This window comes from Arthrobacter sp. HS15c (genome assembly GCF_040812005.1).
Classification (GTDB): domain Bacteria; phylum Actinomycetota; class Actinomycetes; order Actinomycetales; family Micrococcaceae; genus Arthrobacter.
Window position 1 is genome coordinate 217,368 of the sequence record NZ_JBFOHM010000005.1, and the last position, 19,267, is coordinate 236,634.

Sequence of the window (19,267 nt, forward strand, 5' to 3'; positions counted from 1 at the left end):
TCCCCGATGCACAACATCCGTACGGTCAGTTTCCCCGACAAACAGCTGCTCGCAGACCTGGAGCCCCTCCCAGGTGGGCTCCGGGGAGTGATCTGGGATCTCCGGTCCGACCCCGAGGGCGGAACGCTGGATGAGATCGATGCAGTGGTGCTGCCCTATATCGACGCCGGTGCGGTGCTGCCTGCGCTGGGCAAGGTTCCGGGGCTCAAGTTCGTCCAGACCCAGTCCACCGGTTTCGACGGCGTGCGAGAAGCAGCGGGCCCGGGCGCGGCTGTGTCCAGCGCCGCCGGAGTCCATGCCGCAGCCACCGCGGAGCTGGCGTTGGGTCTCATCCTCGCCAAGCTCAGGGGGATCGATCAGGCGGTCAGGGACCAGCAGCGGGCGGCCTGGCGGCCTGAGCGCCGTCAGTCCCTTGCGGACCGGCGCGTGCTGCTGGCCGGCGTCGGTGGGATCGGCCAGGAGATCGCAAAGCGGCTCGAACCTTTCGAGGTGAGCGTTACCCGGGTGGGCAGCGCCGCCCGCGAGGACAGGCACGGGCACGTGCATGCGTCGTCGGAACTGGCAGAACTGGCAGCCAGCCACGACATCCTTATTTCGGTCCTGCCACTGAGTGACCAGACCCACCATCTGATCGGGGAGAAGGTCCTCGCGGCATTGCCCGACGGCGCGCTGGTGGTCAACGTGGGCAGGGGAGCCGTGGTGGAAACCGCCGCCCTGACCAAGGAGGTCACCTCCGGCCGGCTGCAGTGCGCGATCGACGTGGTGGACCCGGAGCCGCTCCCGGCCGACCACCCGCTGTGGGGTACTCCCAACGCCCTGATCACGCCCCACGTTGGGGGCAACGCGTCCGCTTTCGAGCCCCGGATCCTCAAGCTCCTCGCGCAGCAGCTGGAGGCGCTGGCAGCCGGCCGCCTGCCGGCCAACCTGGTCCAGAACGGCCCCTTCTCATGAGTACGCTGTTTGATTTGACGGGGCGGGTTGCCCTGGTGACGGGGTCGAGCCGGGGGATCGGTAACGCTTTGGCGCGGGCGTTGGCCGATGCCGGTGCGACGGTGGTGTTGAACGGCATCAATGCCGGGCGGCTTAAGGATGCCGCGGCGGCGATGGCCGCGGATTATGCGCCGGGCCGGGTGCACAGCATCGCGTTTGATGTCACCTCCGATACTGAGGCGGCGCGGGGTGTTGCGTGGGTGGAGGAGCATGTGGGGCCGTTGGAGATCCTGGTGAACAACGCGGGGATTCAGCACCGGGTGCCGATGCTGGACCTGGATGTGGCTGATTGGGAGCGGGTGATCACGACGGACCTGACCAGCGCGTTTTTGGTGGGCCGGGAGGCTGCCCGGTTCATGATTGCCCGGGGCAGGGGGAAGATCATTAACATCTGTTCGGTGCAGACCGACCTGGCCCGCCCGACGATCGCGCCTTATGTGGCGGCGAAGGGCGGGCTGCGGAACCTGACCCGCGCGATGACCGCGGAGTGGGCGGGGTCGGGGTTGCAGATCAACGGGATCGCGCCGGGCTATATCCATACGGAGATGACGCAGAACCTGGTGGATGATGAGCAGTTCAATGCCTGGATCCTGGGGCGGACGCCGGCGCACCGGTGGGGCACGGTGGGTGACCTTGCCGGGCCCGCGGTGTGGCTGGCCTCGGACGGGTCGGACTTTGTGAACGGGCAGACGATCTTTATCGATGGCGGAATGACGGTGGTGGTCTGATGCCCGCGAACACAACAGCGACCGAGTCGGCCCTGCCGGTGTCGGGTGTGGCGGTGGTGGCCCACGCCGCCAACGACCTGCGTATCGATGAGGTGCCGTTGGCGGCGCCTGCCCCGGATGAGGCCGTGGTCGAGGTCCGGTATGGCGGGATCTGCGGGTCGGACCTGCATTACTGGCTGCATGGCGCGGCGGGGGAGTCGATCCTGAAGGCTCCGCTGGTGCTGGGGCATGAGATTTCCGGGGTGGTGGTCCGCGCCGCGGCGGACGGTACCGGGCCCGAGGCGGGAACCCCGGTCGCGGTGCACCCTGCCACGCCCGGGCCCGGTGCCGGGGACATCCGCTATCCGGCGGACCGGCCCAATCTCTCTCCGGGCTGCACGTACCTGGGGTCCGCGGCACGGTTCCCGCATACCGACGGGGCGTTCAGCCGCTACGTGAACCTGCCGGCCCGGATGCTCCGGGCGCTCCCGGCGGACCTGGATCTGCGGACCGCGGCTTTGATCGAGCCCGCGTCCGTGGCATGGCACGCCGTGGCCCGGGCGGGGGATGTGGCCGGGAAGACCGCGCTGGTGATCGGGTCCGGACCCATCGGCGCGCTTGCCGTCGCGGTGCTGAAGCGGGCCGGCGCGGCCAGGATCACCGCGGTGGACATGCACCCCAAACCGCTGGAAATCGCCACCGCGGTCGGTGCTGACGAGGTGATCACCGCCGGTGACGCGGACGCGATCGCGGCGGTCCAGGCCGACGTCGTGATTGAATCCTCCGGCAGCCACCACGGACTGGCCTCGGCCATCCAGGGCGCCGCCCGCGGCGGGACCGTAGTCATGGTCGGGCTGCTGCCCACCGGACCGCAGCCGGTCCTGATCTCCCTGGCCATCACCCGGGAACTGGACCTCAAAGGCTCCTTCCGCTTCAACAACGAGATCGACGACGTCATCACCGCCCTCACCGACGGCACCCTGCACATCGGTCCCGTCATCACCCACGACTACCCCGTGGAACAGGCACTCGAAGCCTTCAGCATCGCCCGCAACTCCGCCGAATCCGGCAAAGTACTCCTGCGCTTCGGCGAGGAAACAGCATGATCAGCACCCTGCCGCCCCTGGTGGTGATGGGCGTGTCAGGCTGCGGGAAGTCAACCGTCGGCGCCCTGCTGGGGGAGCGGCTGCGCGTTCCGTTCTTCGACGGCGACGACTTCCACCCGCCTGCCAACAAGGCAAAGATGGCCAGCGGGACGCCGCTGGATGACAACGACCGGGCGCCATGGCTCGCCGAGATCGGTGCCGCGCTGGCGACTCCGGCTGAAGGAGCCGGCTCACGCATCATCGCCTGCTCGGCGCTCAAGCGCCGGTACCGCGACGTGCTGCGAAGCTTCGCACCGGACCTGGTGTTCATCCATCTGTCCGGCGAGGCCGCGACCATTTCCGGCAGGCTGAGCGGCAGGGCGCACGAGTACATGCCCGGCAGCCTGCTGGCCTCCCAACTGGCAACGCTCGAACCTCTGGGCGCGGATGAGGCCCATGTTGTGGCGGACATCCTCGACGATCCGATGACGCTGGTGGACGGAATCGTCCGGCAGCTGGAAGTGCTTCGGCCGGGCTAGACTCTCCGAATCAGATGCCGGTCGTGGGAGCGCGGAGGAACAGAGAACCCCATGCGCAGCTTCACGCCTGTAGAACAACGCATCGACGAGCGGGCCCACCGCGTCCTGGACAACGCCCCAGCCGGAGGATTCCGGTCACGGCTCACCGAGCTTGTGGTCTTCGGCCTCAAACAGGCCTGGGCGTGTATCTTCGGTGCCGCCCTCCTGACCGTGCTGATGGCGGCGCGGCTGGAAACGCTCCGCGAGCTGCGCGTGATTGTGCTCTTCCACCTGGTGGGGACGGTGATGGAACTGTTCAAGACCGACGTCGGCTCCTGGTCCTACGAGGCCGAAGGCTTCCTGCGGATCGGCGCGGTTCCGCTGTTCAGCGGCTTTATGTACGCGGCCGTCGGTTCGTACATGGTGCGCGGTGTACAGGCTCTTTGACCTTCGTTTCGCCAGGTATCCGCGCCGTTGGATCACCGCGATCGTGGCCATGCGGATGCCGCTGGTCATCGCGTTCCTGCTGGTGGCGCTGTTCATCTGGATTGCCCAGAATATCGCCACATGGTCCGGCGCCTGGCTCTACCCCAGCCAGATGAACGGCTGGCACCTGGTGCCGCTCGACAAGCTGGTGGCATGGTTCCTGCTGATGATCATCTCGGTGGTGCTGGTGGCGTGGGTCTACACACCCGAGCCGCCGGAAGAGCTTGCCGAGGCTCCTGGAGCGCTGCCGGCAGTGGCCTCGGACGTGTCCTCGCGCGACTGACGAAGCGGCACATCCGGAGCGATGGCACTCATCTGCCGCCGCCGCCGGGCGGGCAGGGTAAGGACAAACAGGCTGCCGGCGATCAGCGCCGCCCCGGCCCAGGCGAGGGCGGGCAGGCGTTCGCCCACCACTAGGACTGCGAGGACGGCCGCCACCACGGTCTCCGCGAGGGACAGGGTGGTGGCCGTGCTCGCGCGGACGCGGGCCAGGCCCCAGCCGAACAGTACGTAGCCGGCGAACATGGGGACGATCGCCATATATGCGCCCACCGCAAAGTTCTGCCAGGACGCGAGGAACGGCGCTCCGGTGGCCGCCAGCACGGGCATCAGCAGCAGGCCGCCGATCCCGAAAACGGCGCCCATCACCGCCCGTGAAGGGACCCCGGTGTTGATCAGGCGGTGGGCGGCCCAGGAATACAGGGCATACGTCAGTCCGGCCAGCAGCCCCAGAACGATGCCCGCCGGCGTCGACCATTCCGCGCCTGCTGCCTGGTCCGGGTGACCTGCTTCCGCGAGGCACAGCAGCACCGCGCCGCTGACGCCGAGCAGCGCACCGACCACCCACCGGCGGGTAAACCGCCGCTTATCCACCACGCGTTCGACGACGGCGGAGGCCAGGGGTGCCGACCCGATGGACACGACGGTCCCCACAGCCACTCCGGCCAGATGCATGGAGGAATAGAAGGCGAGCGGATACATGGCTACAGCCAGCGACCCCAAGGCCACCGTGCGCCACCGCCGGCGCAGGGAACTGCCGAACGCCAGCATCGGGCGGGCGGCTATCGCCGCCTGCAGCAGGCCGCCGAACCCCATGGCCACCGCCCCGATGGCCAGCGGACTCACGTCCGGGGCAAAGGTGGCCGCTGTGCCGGTGGTGCCCCACAGGACGGACGCGGCAAGCACAAACAGTGCACCCCACGTGGCTCCTTGGAAGCCGGCCGGCTTCACAGGGCGCCGATCAGGGTGGCCGCAATGGCGCGGGCTTCCCGGACACGGTTGTCGTTACCTTCGAGGCCGGCGCGGACCATGGAGCCTTCCAGGAGGAACGCCAGGTGCCTGGCCATGGCCGCGGACTGACCCGCAGAGTCCGGCAGAAGCCTGGCCAGGTGCCCGGCCAGCAGCGCCTCAACCTCCTCCTTGTGCCGCCGGACCACGTCCCGTCCGGGATCCCCGGCAGGGAGTTCAGCCGCGGCGTTGAGCAGGCCGCAGCCGCGGAAGCCGTGCTCGTAGGCCAGGTCAGCGTGGTCCGCGTAGGCATCAAAGACCGCCAGGACGCGGTCCTTGGGGTTCATTGCTTTCTCCAGCCGTGCCCGGTACAGCCCCAGCCACTCCTCGTGGCGGGCGTACAGGTAGGCGGTCACGAGATCGGCCTTCGAGGCGAAGTTGTTGTAGAGGCTCTTCTTGGCCACGCCGGCTTCGGCGGTGATGGTGTCGATGCCGGTCCCGGTCAGGCCAAAGGCGTAGAAGCGCCTGGCGGCGGCCTCGAGGAGTGCGTCGCGGGCAGGCCGCCGGGGAGCGCGGCCTGTTGGGGCAGTCTGCTTGGTTGTCATGATCGGTCCTGATCGCGTTGTTTAGTAGGTAGACCAGTCTACCTACTAATTCGACAGGAGCAAGTGCTGGGAGCCGGGCCGCCGAAGCTGGCGGGCCACGGGTGCATCCGGGGCGATCCCGGCTACCCTGTTCCTTGGGCGGCAACCCAGCTGACCGATGGTGGGTGGGCATCGTGATCGTTACGGCGGGAGGGTCTAATGGCGATTGATTCGGCATGGGGTGGGCGGGGATCGTTGCTCAGCCCCGACAGCGACACCGCAAAGATGCCGGGACGGGCAGAGGACTCTACTGCTGGCATGACGGTGCTCGTGGTCGACGACGACGAAGGGTCCCGCCTCGTGGCGCAGGCCGCCGTCGAAAAGTCCGGGCATCAGTGCATTGTGGCAGCGGGCGGCGACGCGGCATGGCAGCTTTACCAGGAACACCGTCCCCAGGTGGTGGTCAGCGACCTGATGATGCCGGGGCTCGACGGGTTTGACCTGTGCCGGGCGATCCGGGCCGCCGAGACCAACTCCTACACGTATGTTGTGCTGTTGACCTCGCACGGCGCCCAAAAAGACGTGCTGGAAGGGATGAAGGCCGGGGCCGACGACTACGTCAGTAAACCGCTGGACCCCTTCATCCTGCATACCCGGCTGCTGGCCGCCCGGCGGGTTACCGCGCTTCACGGCGCGCTGGCCGATGCCCTGGATGAAGCCCGGGACAGCAATGAGCGGCTGGCGGAATTCACCGGCCGGGTCAGCCATGACCTGCGCAATCCGCTGACCTCCATTCTTGGCTACGTCGAACTGGGCGAGATGGACGGGGAACCGGCTCCAGAGGAGGCCGCCGAGTACCTGCGCATCGTGGGCAAGAGTGCCGGGAGGATGCTGTCCATGGTGGAGGAATTGCTTGCGTTCGCTTCCATCGGCGGTTCAATGGCGTGGACCCGGCTGTCGCTGGCGGGCCTGGTGAACGACGTTACTGATGACCTGAGCGTGGGGCTGCGCGGAGCGGGTGCCGTGGTCGAGTGCGAAGATTTCGATTTCGAAGCTGATGAAAGCCAGATGCGGGTGGCGCTACAGAACCTGATCCAAAACGCGCTGGCTTACCGCCGCCCCGGAGTGCCTCCGGTCATTCGGATCACGGGGCAGCCGGCGGGCGCCGGCGCCGTGGTGCTCGTGGAAGACAACGGCAAAGGGATCAGCGCAGGCGACCGGCGGCGGGTGATGGAGCCCCTGGTCCGCCTGCACCGGGAGGGAGATCCAGCCGGCACAGGGCTGGGCCTGGCCACGTGTGCCAGGGTCGCGGCCGCCCACGGTGGGCGCCTGGAGATCTCCTCGAGCCCCAGCGGCGGGACGACCGTCAGTATCCACCTCGGTGCACCTTAGTGCGATGCTGCAGCAGCCGTAGGAGGACAATCCAACAAAAGGATTGTGGGGCATTCGTGTAAATTCGGGATATGGCCACCCTGAACCCCAATGCCCAACCTGACTCCTCCCGCGCACTTCCGGGTGGAGGAGCCAGGCTGCGGGTGGCTGTGCCGTCGGTGGCAACCCGAGTGGCCTCGGAACTGCGGCTGCAGATCGCAGAGGGTGACCTCCAGCCCGGCGCGAAGCTCAAGGAAGAGGCCCTCTCGGAGGAGCTCGGCGTCTCCCGCAACACCGTCCGCGAAGCCTTCGCCGAACTGGTCAGCGAGCGCCTCCTCGTCCGCGAACCCAACCGCGGGGTCTTTGTGGCCAGCCTCGGAGCCAAGGACATCCACGACGTCTACACCGTCAGGCGCGCCATCGAAGTGAGCGCCGTCCGGGGCGGCGGCACCCCCGAACGCATCGCCGCGGTGCGGGCAGCCGTGGAAGAAGGAAAAATGGCGGCCGCTGCCGGGGACAATGAAGGCCTCGGCAGTGCCAACCAGCATTTCCACGGAGCCCTGGTGGCCTTGGCGGACAGCGAGCGGCTGAACACCATCATGTCGCAGGTGCTGGCAGAGATGCGGCTCTTCTTCCACAAGGCATCGGTTGACGGCGGCTTCTACCGGCACTGGCTGGCGGACAACGACCGGATCTGCCAGGCCCTCGAAGCGGGCGACCCGGAGCTCGCCGCCGAACGCTTGACCGATTACCTCAACCGGTCCGAAGAGCACCAGGCGGCAGTGCACGCGGCCGGGTCTGCGACTTCGAAGTAGCCCACAGCACCCACTCTGAAACCCTAAGACAAAAAATGGAGCCCCCGCCGGGGGGCTCTTTTTTGCATGCCCGGAAACTGGGCCATTAAGGAAACAGATTCGAATCAGCCCTTGACGGTGTGACCTACGTCGCGTAAATTGTTCAACAAGGAGATTGTTCAACAATCCAACGATCGTCGCAGTTACGACTTCCGCACCACCGGCAGCCGCCTCTTCGCTCCTTTTCCCGGCTTGCGACGCCGCAAGCCCGGACGCCGGGGCACCCAGCACATCCGCGCAGCGGATGACATCCACTCTCTTCATGGAGGAACAAATGGCCACTCCCCAAGCAATGGCCCCCGTAGACCCGAAGCCCCCGGTGGGGCGCAAGGACATGTACAAGGCATTCGCGGCCAGCCTGACCGGAACCGCACTGGAGTTCTACGACTTCGCCGTCTACTCCGCGGCGGCTGCGATCGTCTTCCCGCTCATCTTCTTCCCGGCCTCGGACCCGGTGACCGGAACCCTGCTGGCGTTCTCCACCTACGCCGTCGGCTACATCTCCCGTCCCGTCGGCGGCATCATCTTCGGCCGGCTCGGGGACGAGATCGGCCGCAAGAAGATCCTGGTCATCACGCTGATGCTGATCGGCGTGGCCACCTTCCTTATCGGCCTGCTCCCCACGTATGACAACATCGGCGTTATCGCCCCCGCCATCCTGGTGTTTCTCCGCTTCGCCCAGGGCGTCGGCGTCGGCGGCGAATGGGGCGGCGCGGTCCTGCTGTCCAGCGAATTCGGCGACCCGAACAAGCGCGGATTCTGGGCCTCTGCCGCGCAGATCGGCCCGCCCGCCGGCAACCTCATGGCCAACGGCGCACTTGCCATCCTCACCCTGACCCTGTCCGAAGAAGACTTCCTGAGCTTCGGCTGGCGCATCGCGTTCCTGATCTCCGCACTGCTGGTGGCGTTCGGCCTCTGGATCCGGCTCAAGCTCGAGGACACCCCCATCTTCAAGGCCATGGAAGCCCGCGGCGACAAGCCCAAGGCCCCCATCCGCGAAGTCCTCGCCACCCAGCGCCGGCCCCTCATCGCCGCCATGCTCAGCCGCATCGGCCCGGACGTCCTCTACGCGATGTGCACCGTCTTCACCCTCACCTACGGCATCCAGGAGCTCGGTTTTGACCGCGGCCAGGTTCTCGTCGCCGTCCTGATCGGGTCCGCACTCCAGCTCTTCACCATGCCGCTCGCCGGAGCCATCTCCGACCGCATCAACCGCCGCCTGGTCTACGGTATCGCCGCAGTGGCCGCCGCCGTCTGGGCCTACCTGTTCTTCATCGTCCTCGAGGGACGGTCCCCGGTCATGCTGATTGTGGGCATCGTGCTGGGCCTGCTCTGCCACTCGTTTATGTACGGACCCCAGGCAGCGTTCGTCGTCGAGCAGTTCTCGCCGCGGCTCCGCTCCACCGGCAGCTCCCTGGCCTACACCTTCGCCGGAATCATCGGCGGCGCCATCGCACCGTTCATGTTCACCCTCCTGCTGAGCACCTATGACAGCTGGGTCCCGGTGGCCATCTACCTCAGTGTCGCCTGCGTCCTGACCCTGGTTGGCCTGGCCCTGGGCCGCGACTCCAACGTGGCCGAGGACGAGGAGTACCTGCAGTCCTCAGCTGAACTTGTGGAGTCCAAGTGAGCCAGCCACACGCCCACCTCGCCCCCGCCGACGCCCGCCTGCAGTTCCGCAATGGACTGGCGACCCCCACCTCCGGCTGGAGCGACGGATACACCCAGGCCAACCTGATCGCAGTCACGGCAGACTACGCCGACGAATTCATCGAGTTCTGCCGGCTCAACCCCAAGGCCTGCCCGATCATCGACATCATCCCGGCGGGACAGTACGAAAGTTCCCTCGCTGCTGGATCGGACATCCGCACGGACATCCCCGCCTACCGGGTGTGGGTGGACGGCGAACTGTCCGAGGAAGTCACGGACGTCGCCTCTGTCTGGCGTGACGACATGGTGGGCGTCCTCATCGGCTGCAGCTTCACCTTCGAAGCGGCACTGGCCAGTGCGGGGATCCCGCTGCGGCACACCGAAACCGGCCGCAACGTGCCCATGTACCGCACCACGGTCGAGTGCACACCCGCCGGACGGATCCACGGCACCATGGTGGTCTCCATGCGGCCGATGCTGCCCGAACTGGTGGACACCGCCATCCGGGTGACGTCGGAGGTGCCCAAGGTGCACGGCAGTCCGGTCCACGTCGGATCGCCCGAGGAGCTCGGCATTGCCGACATCAACCGACCGGACTTCGGCGACGCCGTGGAGATCAGGGACGGGGAAGTGCCGGTGTTCTGGGCCTGCGGCGTGACACCGCAGAACGCGGTGATGGCATCCAGGCCCGCCTTCGCCATCAGCCACGCCCCCGGGTACATGTTCATCACCGATATCCCCGAAAGCAACTACCGAGAACCGGCGGGAGCGGCATCGTGAAGAAGAGGATCCCCGTGGCTGAGAAGCGGGCACGCCGCATCATCAACCTGTCGGTGCCGCGGCAGCAGGCCACCGGCGCGCACTGCGAATTGAGCGGCGTATGGAGGAGCCCCGCGGGAGCGAGCATCTGGCTGTCCGAAGGCCAGCTCCTCCCCAGCGACTCCGGCCGGCCGTGCATCTGGACCTACGCCGGGCCGCCGGCAACCAAAGCCAGTGCCGGGGGTACCCGGTGGGCAGGCCCGGAGCACCACAGGCTGTAGCGGCATCAAACGCAAGCGGACGACGGCGGGACCTCCCGGCGTCGTCCGCTTCCGTTTGGCGGGGGCGGGCGCGAAACGCCTGGCCCCCGGCAACGCTCAGTCTTCCGTTGGCGGCAGCCGCAGGACGTCCGTCGCTGCAATCAGGTACGGCACGGGATCCGGGTCCGTTCCCACGGCCCACTGGATCCACGCCTCGAACGTCGCCCCGATCAATGCGGCACAGAGGTAGCGGGCGGTCTGTTCGGGCACGCCGCGCAGCGTGAGGTAGGACAGTGCCCGTTCGCGCTGGGCGCCGAGGAATTCGTAGCTCCGGCTCATCAGCTCCGGGTGTTCGGCGATCATCCGCAGCCTGCCGCGCGTCACCGCCAGGTCCGGCAGGACCGCAACCCCCGCAATCACGGCCTCGCGCACACCGGCCAGGACGTCGCCGTCGGCCTTGTCCTTAGAAGGCGGCGACTCCAACACATGCTGCGATGCCTCGATCACGGGCCCGGTGCCGCCCCAGACGAGGTCGGCCTTGCTGGCGAAATGGCGGTACAGGCTCTTGCGGCCGATGCCGGCCTCGCGGGCGATGTCCTCCATGGAGGTCTGCTCATAACCGTTCTCGGCGAAGAGGTGCAGCGCCAGGGCAGCCACGGTGTCGGGGTCGATGCTCACGGGCCGTCCGGAGGGGCGGGTGGCGGTCTTCAGGGCGTCCGTTGGCATTCCACCAGTATTCACCCTTACATAATGACACAGAGTGTCATAAGCTGGTGGGCATCATCCCTCACACGTCTGGAAGGACATCATGGGCAACGAAGCCACGTGGCAGGAAACCATCACCGGCGGGCGCTTTGCAGGAAAAACGGTCATCGTCACCGGCGCCGGATCGGGCATCGGCCAGGCCACCGCCCTGCGCGTCGCCAAGGAGGGCGGCAGGGTCATCGCCGCCGACATCAGCAAGGAACGCCTGGATGACCTCGTGGCAGAGAACGCCGGACTGGACCTGGTCCCGGTCGCCGGCGACATCTCCACCGAGGAAACCGTCGCTGCTGTGCTCACCGCCGCCGCGGGACGGGTGGATGCGCTGGCGAACGTTGCCGGCATCATGGACAACTTCGCGCCTATCCACGAGGTGGACGACGACCTCTGGGACCGCGTCTTCCGGATCAACGTCACCGCGTTGATGCGCCTCACTCGCGCCGTGGTGCCGCTGATGCTGGAGGCCGGCACAGGCTCCGTGGTCAACATTTCCTCCGAGGCCGGGATCCGCGGCTCGGCTGCCGGCGCCGCGTACACGGCGTCCAAGCACGCCGTCGTCGGCCTGACGAAGAACTCCGCCGTGATCTACGGACCCAGAGGCCTGCGGTTCAACGCCGTGGCACCGGGCCCCACGATCACCGGCATTGTGGCGAACTTCGGCTCCCAGATGGCCGCCGAGCGGCTGGGGCCGCTGATGCAGGCCAACATCCCGACGCCTGCCACCGCGGCGCAGCTCGCCGCGTCGATCACGTTCCTTCTCAGCGACGACGGCACCAACCTGAACGGCGCCATCCTGGCGTCCGACGGCGGCTGGTCGGCGCTCTAGGGGAGGGGCGCCGCAGGGGAGCGGCACCAAACGCAAGCGGACGACGGCGGGACGTCCCGCCGTCGTGCGTTTCTGCTCACGAACGAGTGGCCGCACAGCATCCTGGACTCGCTTCCGTAAGGCTGACTCGTGGGGCTGTCAGGGCAGGCGGGAAGGCCTCAGCAGCGTGGCGGCGCCGGCGCGCTCCGGGTCCAGCGGTACTGGGCTGACCAATACCGCGGGACCGCGGTGAAGGACGCCGTCCGAGAGGACCTGACAGCGGATGCCGCCACGTCCGCGCATGGCCTTATGGGCGCCCGGGGCGAGCATCTCGTCCATCCATGCGCAGGGGTGGGCGGGACGGCCTGCCTTGAACTGCGCGATTTCGCCGTTCGATTCGAGCGCGAAGTCGCCGCCGAGCAGGGGAGGCAGGTCGGCTCCCCGAAGAATCACGTTGCGCCGTGTCAGCAGCGGGTCGAAGGGCGCCGTTCCCAGCTCCGCGGCAATCGATTCAAGCGCTTCCACGGCCATCACGGTGACCGCGGCATCCATGTGCGCAGCCTTCCCGAAGAACCGGTCGCCCACGATCCCTTTGCCCGCCACCAGCTCAACCCGGTCCGCGTCCGTGGTGGGTACGTCGGCCGCCCCCTCGCGCGCCCGGCCAAAGTAGGCGTGCGCCGGGGAGACCAGCAGGTGCAGGACCTCCACGTCGTACCGGTAGCTTGCCGTCATGCCCTAAAACTATCGTGTGCGGTAATGCGCGGCCACAGACGCATCCGGACGACGGCGGGACATCCCGCCGTCGTCCGCTCTGGGTGGAGGATTAATCCAACCCTCCTGGATGATTTGGTGCCGTGTGAAGAGCTAGGGCCGTCGGGACTCGAAACGTTCGCGGGTGAGGAACACCAGCTGCGCTTCCTTTTCGGCCAGCTGCACCCTGGCGCCGGCTTCGAACCCGAACCTCACGAATCGCGCGATCGCCTTGCTGTTCCGTGCGTCCGGCTCAGCGACCACGCGGTCCTTGGCGGGATCGGACAGCTGGCACCGGATCAGGCCCGCGAGCACGGTAGCGGTGAAGTTCGGGACCGGCCGTGCGGCCGGGGCCAGCAGCAAGTGCAGCCCGGCATCCTCGGGACGGGCCGGGTAGGCGTCAGCCACCGGATCCTGCAGCGGCTCGTAGGTCTGGAACAGCCCCACGGGCTCGTCATCGATGGAGATCAGATAGGCGTGGTGAGTGTCCAGGCTGTCCACGAACAGGTAGATGTCCCGGACTTCGTCCCGGCTCATGGACTGCATGCCCCAGAACCTCGCCCGGTCCTCCCTGACCCAGCCATGAAGCAGGTCCGCATCACTTTTCGGGGCAAGCGGAATCAGCCGCAGCTGGCCCAGCCGGGGCAGTTCCTCTGTGTAGACGGCGTCCCTGGCGGAGAGCGGAGCGGCGGTGTCAGCGTGGGTCATGGTTCTCCTTGGTCAGCTGCTCCCAGCCGGTGATGACGGGGATGAGGTCGCCGGCCGCCCAGAGGGGCAGCTGGCTGGCGAAGTGTGCGTCGTCGGGATTCCCCGAGGCGCCGAACGGCACAATCCAGCGGCTCGCGGCCCGGTCCGCCAGGTCCCAGACGTAGCGGGCCACGGGCCCGCGGAACGACCTGTCGGTCACACCGGGCAGGCTCTCGGTGGACAGGACGCAGCCGGTGTCGCCGGACAGGCCGGTGAGGGGGACTGCCGGCGCCAATCCTCGGGGTCCGTGATCGTCCAGGGCATGCAGCGGCAGGACAGTATGGGTGGATCCCCAGGTTTCCGCGTATGCTGCGGCGGCCACTTCCTCCAGCGCCTCCCGGGCGGCCCAGGATACGTCGACGCCGGCCGCCGGGCCGTCCGCGATCAGCGTTTCGAGGGCGAAGCCCACCCGCGAGGCGGCGTTGAGCCATGGTCCGAACAGAGGGGAGAGGCCGTGCGGTTCGGCGAGGGGCAGCAGTTTGGGTGTGCGCGCCAGCGCGATGACCAGCGCAGACCTCCAGGCCGCAAAGACTCGGGCGTCGCTGCGGTCCGCGTCCATGTGGCCGTCCCACGACAGCAACCGTTCCCGGAGGGCACCCGCCGCAGCGGACAGCGAAGCGGGTTCCTGCAGCAGGGCACGGAGCGCCGGCCAGGAACCGAGCTGGGTGTCCATGTGGATCCGCTGCATGGCATCCGCATCCAGCCCTGGCCCGTGATCCTCCAGCAGGTGCCGGATCCGCCGGGCCCGGTGGGTGGGGGCGAACTCGAGCCCCAGCTGGTCCCCGCCGCCGGAATCGCGGTCGTTGGCGTTCACGGCAAGGGAGGCCACGCGGGATCCGGGCATTTTCTCCCAGTCTCCGGTCCATTGGTGCTCCGCCGACCATCCCGGCACAGGGCGGACCCGGTTTTGCCGGCTCCGGACCGGAACCTTTCCCGCGACCAGCTGGCGGACGTCACCGCCGGCGTCGGCAACCAGCACACAGTTGACCGGTTCCACCCAGGAGTCCAGCGCCGCTTCCACGTCCCCGGCGGACCGGCTGCGCAGGAGGGGCAGGAGGGCCTCGAAACCCAGCGTCCCCGCTGCCCGGGCCGGCGTCCGCAGGCTCAGCGCCCCGCCGTCGGGCTCTGCCGAAATGACCGGACCGCGGCCGGTTTCGATGACTTCCACCGTCTCAGCCGCGGAGCCGCGGACCAGGATCTCTTCCCGATGGTGCGTACGGACCGGCTCCCAGCCTGCTGGCCCCAAAGCCGACATCACGCCGTCGTTTTCCCGCAGCTGCTCGCGGAACAGATCCTGGTAATCGGCCATGGCGTTGGTGACAGCCCACGCGACTGACCCGGTGTGGCCGAAGTGGGGGATCCCGGGGACGCCCGGGAAAGCCAGCCCGACGACGTCGAACTCCGGGCACGCCAGCCGCACCTGCTGGTAGACGCCCGGGAGTTCCATCAGCCGGTGCGGGTCGCCGGCGATGAGCGGGGAACCGGACGCGGTCAGGGTGCCCGCTGCGGCCCACGCGTTGCTGCCGGCCCATACCGGGGCCTCGATGCTGAACAGGTTCACGGCGTCGTCGCCGAGGGTCGCGGCCACGTGTTCGCGCCAGAGTTTGTTGGGGAACGTGCCGAAGAGAATGTGGTGGACCAGGAAAACGCCGAGCGGCGTCCACGGCTCCCACGGGGCCGGGGTGGTGTCCGTTGCGCGGAACTCGGCGGCATCCCGGCGGCCTGCTTCGAGGGCGTGGTTCACGCCGTCCACGTAGGCGGTGCACCAGCGCCGAGTGTCAGCGTCCAGATTTTCGAAGCACCGGCGGGCGGTCTCGTCCAGCCGCACGCGCCGGGCGAACCGGTCCCAGTCGAGTCCGTCCGGGCCCAGATGCTCCGCCGTCCGGCCCTCCGACCGCCAGCGTTCCATCTCGATCTGCCAGGACCGGTCCGCTGCCGCGTTGTAGCCCTGGAGGAAGGACAGCTCGCCGGGGGAGCCGGCCCGCAGGTGCGGAATGCCCCACCCGTCCCGGAAGATCTCAGGCGGCATGGCCGGGGAACTGTCGCTGGGGGCAGTTGCAGTGGTGGTCACGTGAGTCTCCGGTGGTTAGGTAAGGCTTAGCTAACCAAAGAATAGGGCGACGCGCGGGGTTCGCCAAAATGTTGCGTCCGAAAACGGAAGCGGACGACGGCGGGAGGCGGCCGCCGTCGTCCTCTTCCGCAGTGCCCGCTCTTGGCTGTCTCCGGTACATTTGTGGGCATGGTTCCTCGACTTGCCGACATTGGCGCAGAAGGCATTCTGCTCGCCGGGGCAGGCCGCGCCATTTTGCTGCAGATCGCAAACCCGGCCGTGGGGCACGGTGTGGCCGAGCACAGCCGCTTCACGGAGCGGCCGCTCGACCGGCTGCGCGGAACACTCACCTACGTCTATGCCATCGTCTACGGCACCGACGGACAGGTGGCAGCCGTCCGCCGCCGGGTGAACCGGGCCCATGCGCCGGTCCGGCGGGCTCCGGACGAAAGCTCCAAGGGGTACAGCGCCTTCGACGCGGAGTCGCAGCTGTGGGTGGTGGCGACACTCTATGACACGGCCGTCACCGTCTTCGAGCGTGTCTATGGCCCGCTCGACGAGGAGACGGCCGACCAAATGTACCGCGACTACGCGAAGCTCGGAACAGCACTGCAGCTCCCGGCCGAGCTGTGGCCTGCGGACCGCGCGGCCTTCCGCGCTTACTGGGACAGCCGCATAGAGTCCCTCACCGCCGACGACGCCGCCGTGCGGGTCGCCCACGGCCTGCTCCATCCGCGGACCGGCCCGCTCTGGTACCGCGCCGTCATGCCGTTCGCCCGGTTCCTGACCGCAGGCTTTCTTCCCGACCACCTCCGCCAGGGCTTCGGGCTGACGTGGAGCGCAGGCCATGGGCGCCGGTTCGACCTCGCCATGCGGTGCACCGCGGTGGTTTATCCGCGGTTGCCGCAGCGCATCAGGCACTGGTTCAAGAACTACTGCCTGGGGCAATTGGACGCCGCGTAGCCGTCCCGCCCGGTGCCGAAAAGACGCTCTCTCACTTCCTGCAGGAAAGTCCCAGATGGTCTCTCACTTTCTTCAGCAGAGTGAGAGACCATCCTGGAAAAAGCTGCAGGAAGTGAGCGAGCGTCCTGGGTTAGAGGGCGGTGCTGGGCTTTGATTCGCGGACGCTTGCCGGCGTGAACACAGCCCCCGTGTCCGGGAAGGACGGCACTTCGATCCGGGCGTGTTCGTGGACCTCGGTGACCGTGCGGCGGGTGTGCTCGGCGATCTCCTCCATGGTGGCCACCCACATTCCGTCCATTGCCTTCACACGTTCCATGAGCTGCTCCAGGGCAACTGCCTTGGACGGCCGCCCGGAGATGAACGGGTGGTTGGTCAGCACAAAGCAGCTTCCGGCCGCGTGGTGTGCCTCTGCCTCGAGGGTCCACATTTCCAGGACCTTCGCGGGGCTTTCAATGACTCCGCTGCCGGTGACACCGGGGTAGAAGGCGTACTGCTCCCAGTCGTCCAGGGCCCAGTCGACGGGGATTTCCACGATGTCCCGGCTGTCGCCCGGCGCGACGCTGAAACGGTAGGGGGCGTCGCCGTCGAGCAGGCTTGAATCGTAGAGGAAGCCCCGGTCCGCGAGGAGGGCTGCCGACTGCCAGTTGAGCTCCCACCACGGTGCGCGGTAGCCCACGGGCTCCACCCCTGCGGCCTTGGCGAGGGCGGCGAGTCCGCGGTCCAAATAGCGGGCTTCAGTCTCGGCGTCGATCCCCTGCATGTGCTCGTGCAGGTAGCCGTGGTGTGCCACCTCATGCCCGGCATCCACGATCCGGCGGACGGTGTCCGGGTAGCACTCGGCGGTGAAGCCAGGGACGAAGAACGTGGCCCGGATGTCCTGCCGGTTGAGGATCTGCAGCAGCCGGGGAACGGCGACCTTGGGTCCGTACGACTGGTGGGTCATCAGGGACATCCGGCGGGTGCTCTTGGGATCGTGGGCGATCGTGCAGGACTCGGCGTCGACGTCGAAGGTGAAGGAAGCTGCTGCGTGCTTGCCGTCGGGCCAGGTGATCGGGTGGGCTTCGTCCGGGAAGGCGAGGGGGTTCATGTCATGGTTCCTAGTGGTTCAGAGTTACAGACGAGGTCTGGCGTTGGGTTCCCTGTTCAGATTTCGGCGGGTGCAGCCTGCGGTCCTCCGACGCCGGCAAGACCAGGCTCTGCTGAATGGCTGGCGGGGACGTTCAGGGCGCTGTCCAGGTACTTGCGGTGGGCCTTCGGCCCCAGGACTGCGTAGGTCGCAGCGCTGGCGACTCCGCCGGCGAGCCATGACAGGTCCCAGCCGCCCAGGGCCACGGCGATGGGGCCCTGCATGGCGGGCACAAGTCCGTACATAAACAGCCAGGTGGCGAAGATGCCGACCACGAGGGAGATGACCCCTGCCCAGTTGATGCCCGGAAGGCGCTTGGTGCCGACGGCGTCGAAGAGCCGTGCCGGGTTGCCGGGCCAGCGCTTCTCGATCCAGAAGTAGTGGACCAGCATGACGCCGCCCCAGGCTGCGACCCAGGCGACGAGCCCGATGAGCCAGGCGTCGAGGACCGCTGCGAAGTCCTCCTGGAAGATGAAGAAGACGACGGCGGCAAGGGAGAAGACGCCGACGAACAGGTTGAGCTTGCGGCGGCTGATGGTGATGTCCAGCGACTGCGTGGCGACGGAGAACGTGTAGATGTTGAGGATGTTGGTGGCGATGGGGCCGTGCAGCACCATTAGGAGGACGGGCAGTGCCAGGACGCCGAAGTTCTGGACGATGAGTTTTCCGGGATCGATTTCGCCGCTGTTGGTGGCCAGGCTCGCACCGAGGATGCCGAGCCAGACCACGGGGATGAACTGGCCGAGGACGGACGCCAGGTAGACCTTTTTCTTGGGGACTTCCGTACTCACGAACCTGGAGTAGTCGGCCGCGTAAGTGAACCACGTGATGCCCCAGCCGATGCCGATGGCGGTCATCACGGCGCTCATGGCTGCGATCCGCTCCGACCCTTCAAGGATGTTGCCTGCCGGGCCGGCGTAGGACCAATTGATCTTCATGCCGAACCAGGCGACCGCCGACATCACGGCCAGGATGATGATGGTGGGCGGGACGGTCCACTTTTCGAAGGCGGCGATGGCTTTGTAGCCGAACCAGGCGATGGCTACCTGGGCGGCCATGATGGTGGTGGCGACCCCGATTTTCCAGGCGTAGTTCTGGGCTGTTGGGTCCACCCAGCCGAGGGTGCCGAAGAGGGCCATGACCAGGTCCAGGATGATCCACGTGTTGACTGCGCACCATCCGATCACCAGGAGCGCCTGGATGGCTGCCGGGAGGTAGTTGCCGCGGCGGCCGAATGCTGCGCGGGCCAGGACCATGCCGGTGGCGCCGGTTTTTTGGCCGAGGAGGACAAAACAGCCGAACAGAAGCATTCCGATCAGGTTGCCCAGCACCAGCACCGTGACGGTGTCCGCGAAGCCCAGCCCCAGGTGGATTCCGAGGGCGCCAAGGACCCAGTTGATCGGGGCCAGGTTGGCGCCGGCCCAGATCCAGAACTGGCCCGAGACTTTGTGGGTGCGCTGGGATTCCGGAATGGGCTGGAGCCAGGCTTCGACGTCTTCTTGGTGGGCTGGCTGCCCGGCTATTGGCGCAGAAGTTGGTTCTTGCATGGGGGCCTCTTCGTTGAGGGGATGGG

19 protein-coding genes and 1 pseudogene are annotated in these 19,267 nt (G+C 67.5%); 12 read left to right on the plus strand and 8 right to left on the minus strand.

The features are described from left to right. Positions 1–6 precede the first annotated feature (6 nt). The 5 genes and pseudogenes from ABV518_RS09885 (at position 7) to ABV518_RS09905 (ending at position 4,069) form a co-directional block, all read left to right on the plus strand. On the plus strand, positions 7–951 hold the full coding sequence (locus tag ABV518_RS09885) for a 2-hydroxyacid dehydrogenase (protein WP_367766830.1): 945 nt from the start codon (positions 7–9) through the stop codon (positions 949–951). Next, positions 948–1,718, plus strand: a complete 771-nt coding sequence (locus ABV518_RS09890; protein WP_367766831.1) for an SDR family oxidoreductase — start codon at positions 948–950, stop codon at positions 1,716–1,718. Before ABV518_RS09885 ends, ABV518_RS09890 begins: the two co-directional genes overlap by 4 nt. Further along, positions 1,718–2,803, plus strand: coding sequence for an L-idonate 5-dehydrogenase (locus tag ABV518_RS09895; RefSeq protein WP_367766833.1), 1,086 nt, complete (start codon positions 1,718–1,720; stop codon positions 2,801–2,803). The genes ABV518_RS09890 and ABV518_RS09895 overlap by 1 nt, the downstream gene beginning before the upstream one ends. Further along, on the plus strand, positions 2,800–3,321 hold the full coding sequence (locus ABV518_RS09900; RefSeq protein ID WP_367766835.1) for a gluconokinase: 522 nt from the start codon (positions 2,800–2,802) through the stop codon (positions 3,319–3,321). Before ABV518_RS09895 ends, ABV518_RS09900 begins: the two co-directional genes overlap by 4 nt. Before the next feature lie 51 nt (positions 3,322–3,372). Next, a pseudogene (locus ABV518_RS09905) lies at positions 3,373–4,069 on the plus strand (DUF817 family protein). On the opposite strand, the gene ABV518_RS09910 reads toward ABV518_RS09905, so the two are convergent. Both ABV518_RS09910 and ABV518_RS09915 read right to left on the minus strand, forming a co-directional pair. Then, a complete protein-coding gene (locus tag ABV518_RS09910; protein WP_367766836.1) occupies positions 3,985–5,016 on the minus strand; it encodes a DMT family transporter in 1,032 nt (343 codons plus the stop codon). The pseudogene ABV518_RS09905 and the gene ABV518_RS09910 overlap by 85 nt on opposite strands. Continuing rightward, on the minus strand, positions 5,013–5,618 hold the full coding sequence (locus ABV518_RS09915) for a TetR/AcrR family transcriptional regulator (protein ID WP_367766837.1): 606 nt from the start codon (positions 5,616–5,618) through the stop codon (positions 5,013–5,015). Before ABV518_RS09915 ends, ABV518_RS09910 begins: the two co-directional genes overlap by 4 nt. A gap of 297 nt (positions 5,619–5,915) precedes the next feature. Here ABV518_RS09915 and ABV518_RS09920 point away from each other — a divergent pair, with 297 nt between their 5' ends. The 5 genes from ABV518_RS09920 to ABV518_RS09940 all read left to right on the plus strand — a co-directional run bounded on the left by ABV518_RS09920 (position 5,916) and on the right by ABV518_RS09940 (position 10,512). After that, positions 5,916–6,989 (plus strand): response regulator, encoded by a 1,074-nt coding sequence (locus ABV518_RS09920; RefSeq protein ID WP_367766838.1) that lies wholly within the window; start codon positions 5,916–5,918, stop codon positions 6,987–6,989. 71 nt (positions 6,990–7,060) lie between these two features. Then, positions 7,061–7,783, plus strand: a complete 723-nt coding sequence (locus ABV518_RS09925) for a GntR family transcriptional regulator (protein WP_367766839.1) — start codon at positions 7,061–7,063, stop codon at positions 7,781–7,783. A gap of 313 nt (positions 7,784–8,096) precedes the next feature. Then, positions 8,097–9,452, plus strand: a complete 1,356-nt coding sequence (locus tag ABV518_RS09930) for an MFS transporter (RefSeq protein ID WP_367766840.1) — start codon at positions 8,097–8,099, stop codon at positions 9,450–9,452. After that, complete coding sequence (locus ABV518_RS09935) at positions 9,449–10,252, plus strand: putative hydro-lyase (RefSeq protein WP_367766841.1); 804 nt, start codon at positions 9,449–9,451, stop codon at positions 10,250–10,252. Before ABV518_RS09930 ends, ABV518_RS09935 begins: the two co-directional genes overlap by 4 nt. A gap of 14 nt (positions 10,253–10,266) precedes the next feature. Beyond that, the gene (locus ABV518_RS09940; RefSeq protein ID WP_367766843.1) at positions 10,267–10,512 is read left to right on the plus strand and encodes a hypothetical protein; all 246 of its coding nucleotides are present in this window, start codon (positions 10,267–10,269) and stop codon (positions 10,510–10,512) included. Positions 10,513–10,608: 96 nt separating this feature from the next. Here the strand turns inward: ABV518_RS09940 and ABV518_RS09945 are convergent, their stop codons facing one another. Next, complete coding sequence (locus ABV518_RS09945; protein ID WP_367766844.1) at positions 10,609–11,217, minus strand: TetR/AcrR family transcriptional regulator; 609 nt, start codon at positions 11,215–11,217, stop codon at positions 10,609–10,611. Between the two features lie 82 nt (positions 11,218–11,299). On the opposite strand from ABV518_RS09945, the gene ABV518_RS09950 reads away from it, so the two are divergent. After that, on the plus strand, positions 11,300–12,079 hold the full coding sequence (locus ABV518_RS09950; protein ID WP_367766846.1) for an SDR family NAD(P)-dependent oxidoreductase: 780 nt from the start codon (positions 11,300–11,302) through the stop codon (positions 12,077–12,079). Between the two features lie 138 nt (positions 12,080–12,217). Here the strand turns inward: ABV518_RS09950 and ABV518_RS09955 are convergent, their stop codons facing one another. From ABV518_RS09955 to ABV518_RS09965, 3 genes are all read right to left on the minus strand, one after another. Next, complete coding sequence (locus ABV518_RS09955) at positions 12,218–12,790, minus strand: MOSC domain-containing protein (RefSeq protein WP_367766847.1); 573 nt, start codon at positions 12,788–12,790, stop codon at positions 12,218–12,220. A gap of 132 nt (positions 12,791–12,922) precedes the next feature. Further along, positions 12,923–13,516 (minus strand): GNAT family N-acetyltransferase, encoded by a 594-nt coding sequence (locus ABV518_RS09960; RefSeq protein WP_367766849.1) that lies wholly within the window; start codon positions 13,514–13,516, stop codon positions 12,923–12,925. Continuing rightward, on the minus strand, positions 13,503–15,626 hold the full coding sequence (locus ABV518_RS09965) for a penicillin acylase family protein (protein ID WP_367766851.1): 2,124 nt from the start codon (positions 15,624–15,626) through the stop codon (positions 13,503–13,505). Before ABV518_RS09965 ends, ABV518_RS09960 begins: the two co-directional genes overlap by 14 nt. A 168-nt stretch (positions 15,627–15,794) precedes the next feature. Between ABV518_RS09965 and ABV518_RS09970 the strand changes: the two genes are divergently transcribed. Further along, entirely contained in the window at positions 15,795–16,568 is a 774-nt protein-coding gene (locus ABV518_RS09970; protein WP_367766852.1) for an oxygenase MpaB family protein, read from the plus strand. A gap of 130 nt (positions 16,569–16,698) precedes the next feature. On the opposite strand, the gene ABV518_RS09975 is transcribed toward ABV518_RS09970, so the two are convergent. Together ABV518_RS09975 and ABV518_RS09980 are read right to left on the minus strand one after the other, a co-directional pair. Continuing rightward, the gene (locus ABV518_RS09975) at positions 16,699–17,655 is read right to left on the minus strand and encodes a polysaccharide deacetylase (RefSeq protein WP_367766854.1); all 957 of its coding nucleotides are present in this window, start codon (positions 17,653–17,655) and stop codon (positions 16,699–16,701) included. 56 nt (positions 17,656–17,711) lie between these two features. Then, a complete protein-coding gene (locus ABV518_RS09980) occupies positions 17,712–19,241 on the minus strand; it encodes a cytosine permease (RefSeq protein WP_367766856.1) in 1,530 nt (509 codons plus the stop codon). Positions 19,242–19,267 lie beyond the last annotated feature (26 nt).

Coding starts and splice junctions, on each gene's coding strand:
- ABV518_RS09885 (WP_367766830.1), top strand. CDS start 7: ATGCACAACATCCGTACGGTCAGTTTCCCCGACAAACAGCTGCTCGCA.
- ABV518_RS09890 (WP_367766831.1), top strand. CDS start 948: ATGAGTACGCTGTTTGATTTGACGGGGCGGGTTGCCCTGGTGACGGGG.
- ABV518_RS09895 (WP_367766833.1), top strand. CDS start 1,718: ATGCCCGCGAACACAACAGCGACCGAGTCGGCCCTGCCGGTGTCGGGT.
- ABV518_RS09900 (WP_367766835.1), top strand. CDS start 2,800: ATGATCAGCACCCTGCCGCCCCTGGTGGTGATGGGCGTGTCAGGCTGC.
- ABV518_RS09915 (WP_367766837.1), bottom strand. CDS start 5,618: ATGACAACCAAGCAGACTGCCCCAACAGGCCGCGCTCCCCGGCGGCCT.
- ABV518_RS09920 (WP_367766838.1), top strand. CDS start 5,916: ATGACGGTGCTCGTGGTCGACGACGACGAAGGGTCCCGCCTCGTGGCG.
- ABV518_RS09925 (WP_367766839.1), top strand. CDS start 7,061: ATGGCCACCCTGAACCCCAATGCCCAACCTGACTCCTCCCGCGCACTT.
- ABV518_RS09930 (WP_367766840.1), top strand. CDS start 8,097: ATGGCCACTCCCCAAGCAATGGCCCCCGTAGACCCGAAGCCCCCGGTG.
- ABV518_RS09945 (WP_367766844.1), bottom strand. CDS start 11,217: ATGCCAACGGACGCCCTGAAGACCGCCACCCGCCCCTCCGGACGGCCC.
- ABV518_RS09950 (WP_367766846.1), top strand. CDS start 11,300: ATGGGCAACGAAGCCACGTGGCAGGAAACCATCACCGGCGGGCGCTTT.
- ABV518_RS09955 (WP_367766847.1), bottom strand. CDS start 12,790: ATGACGGCAAGCTACCGGTACGACGTGGAGGTCCTGCACCTGCTGGTC.
- ABV518_RS09960 (WP_367766849.1), bottom strand. CDS start 13,516: ATGACCCACGCTGACACCGCCGCTCCGCTCTCCGCCAGGGACGCCGTC.
- ABV518_RS09970 (WP_367766852.1), top strand. CDS start 15,795: ATGGTTCCTCGACTTGCCGACATTGGCGCAGAAGGCATTCTGCTCGCC.
- ABV518_RS09975 (WP_367766854.1), bottom strand. CDS start 17,655: ATGAACCCCCTCGCCTTCCCGGACGAAGCCCACCCGATCACCTGGCCC.
- ABV518_RS09980 (WP_367766856.1), bottom strand. CDS start 19,241: ATGCAAGAACCAACTTCTGCGCCAATAGCCGGGCAGCCAGCCCACCAA.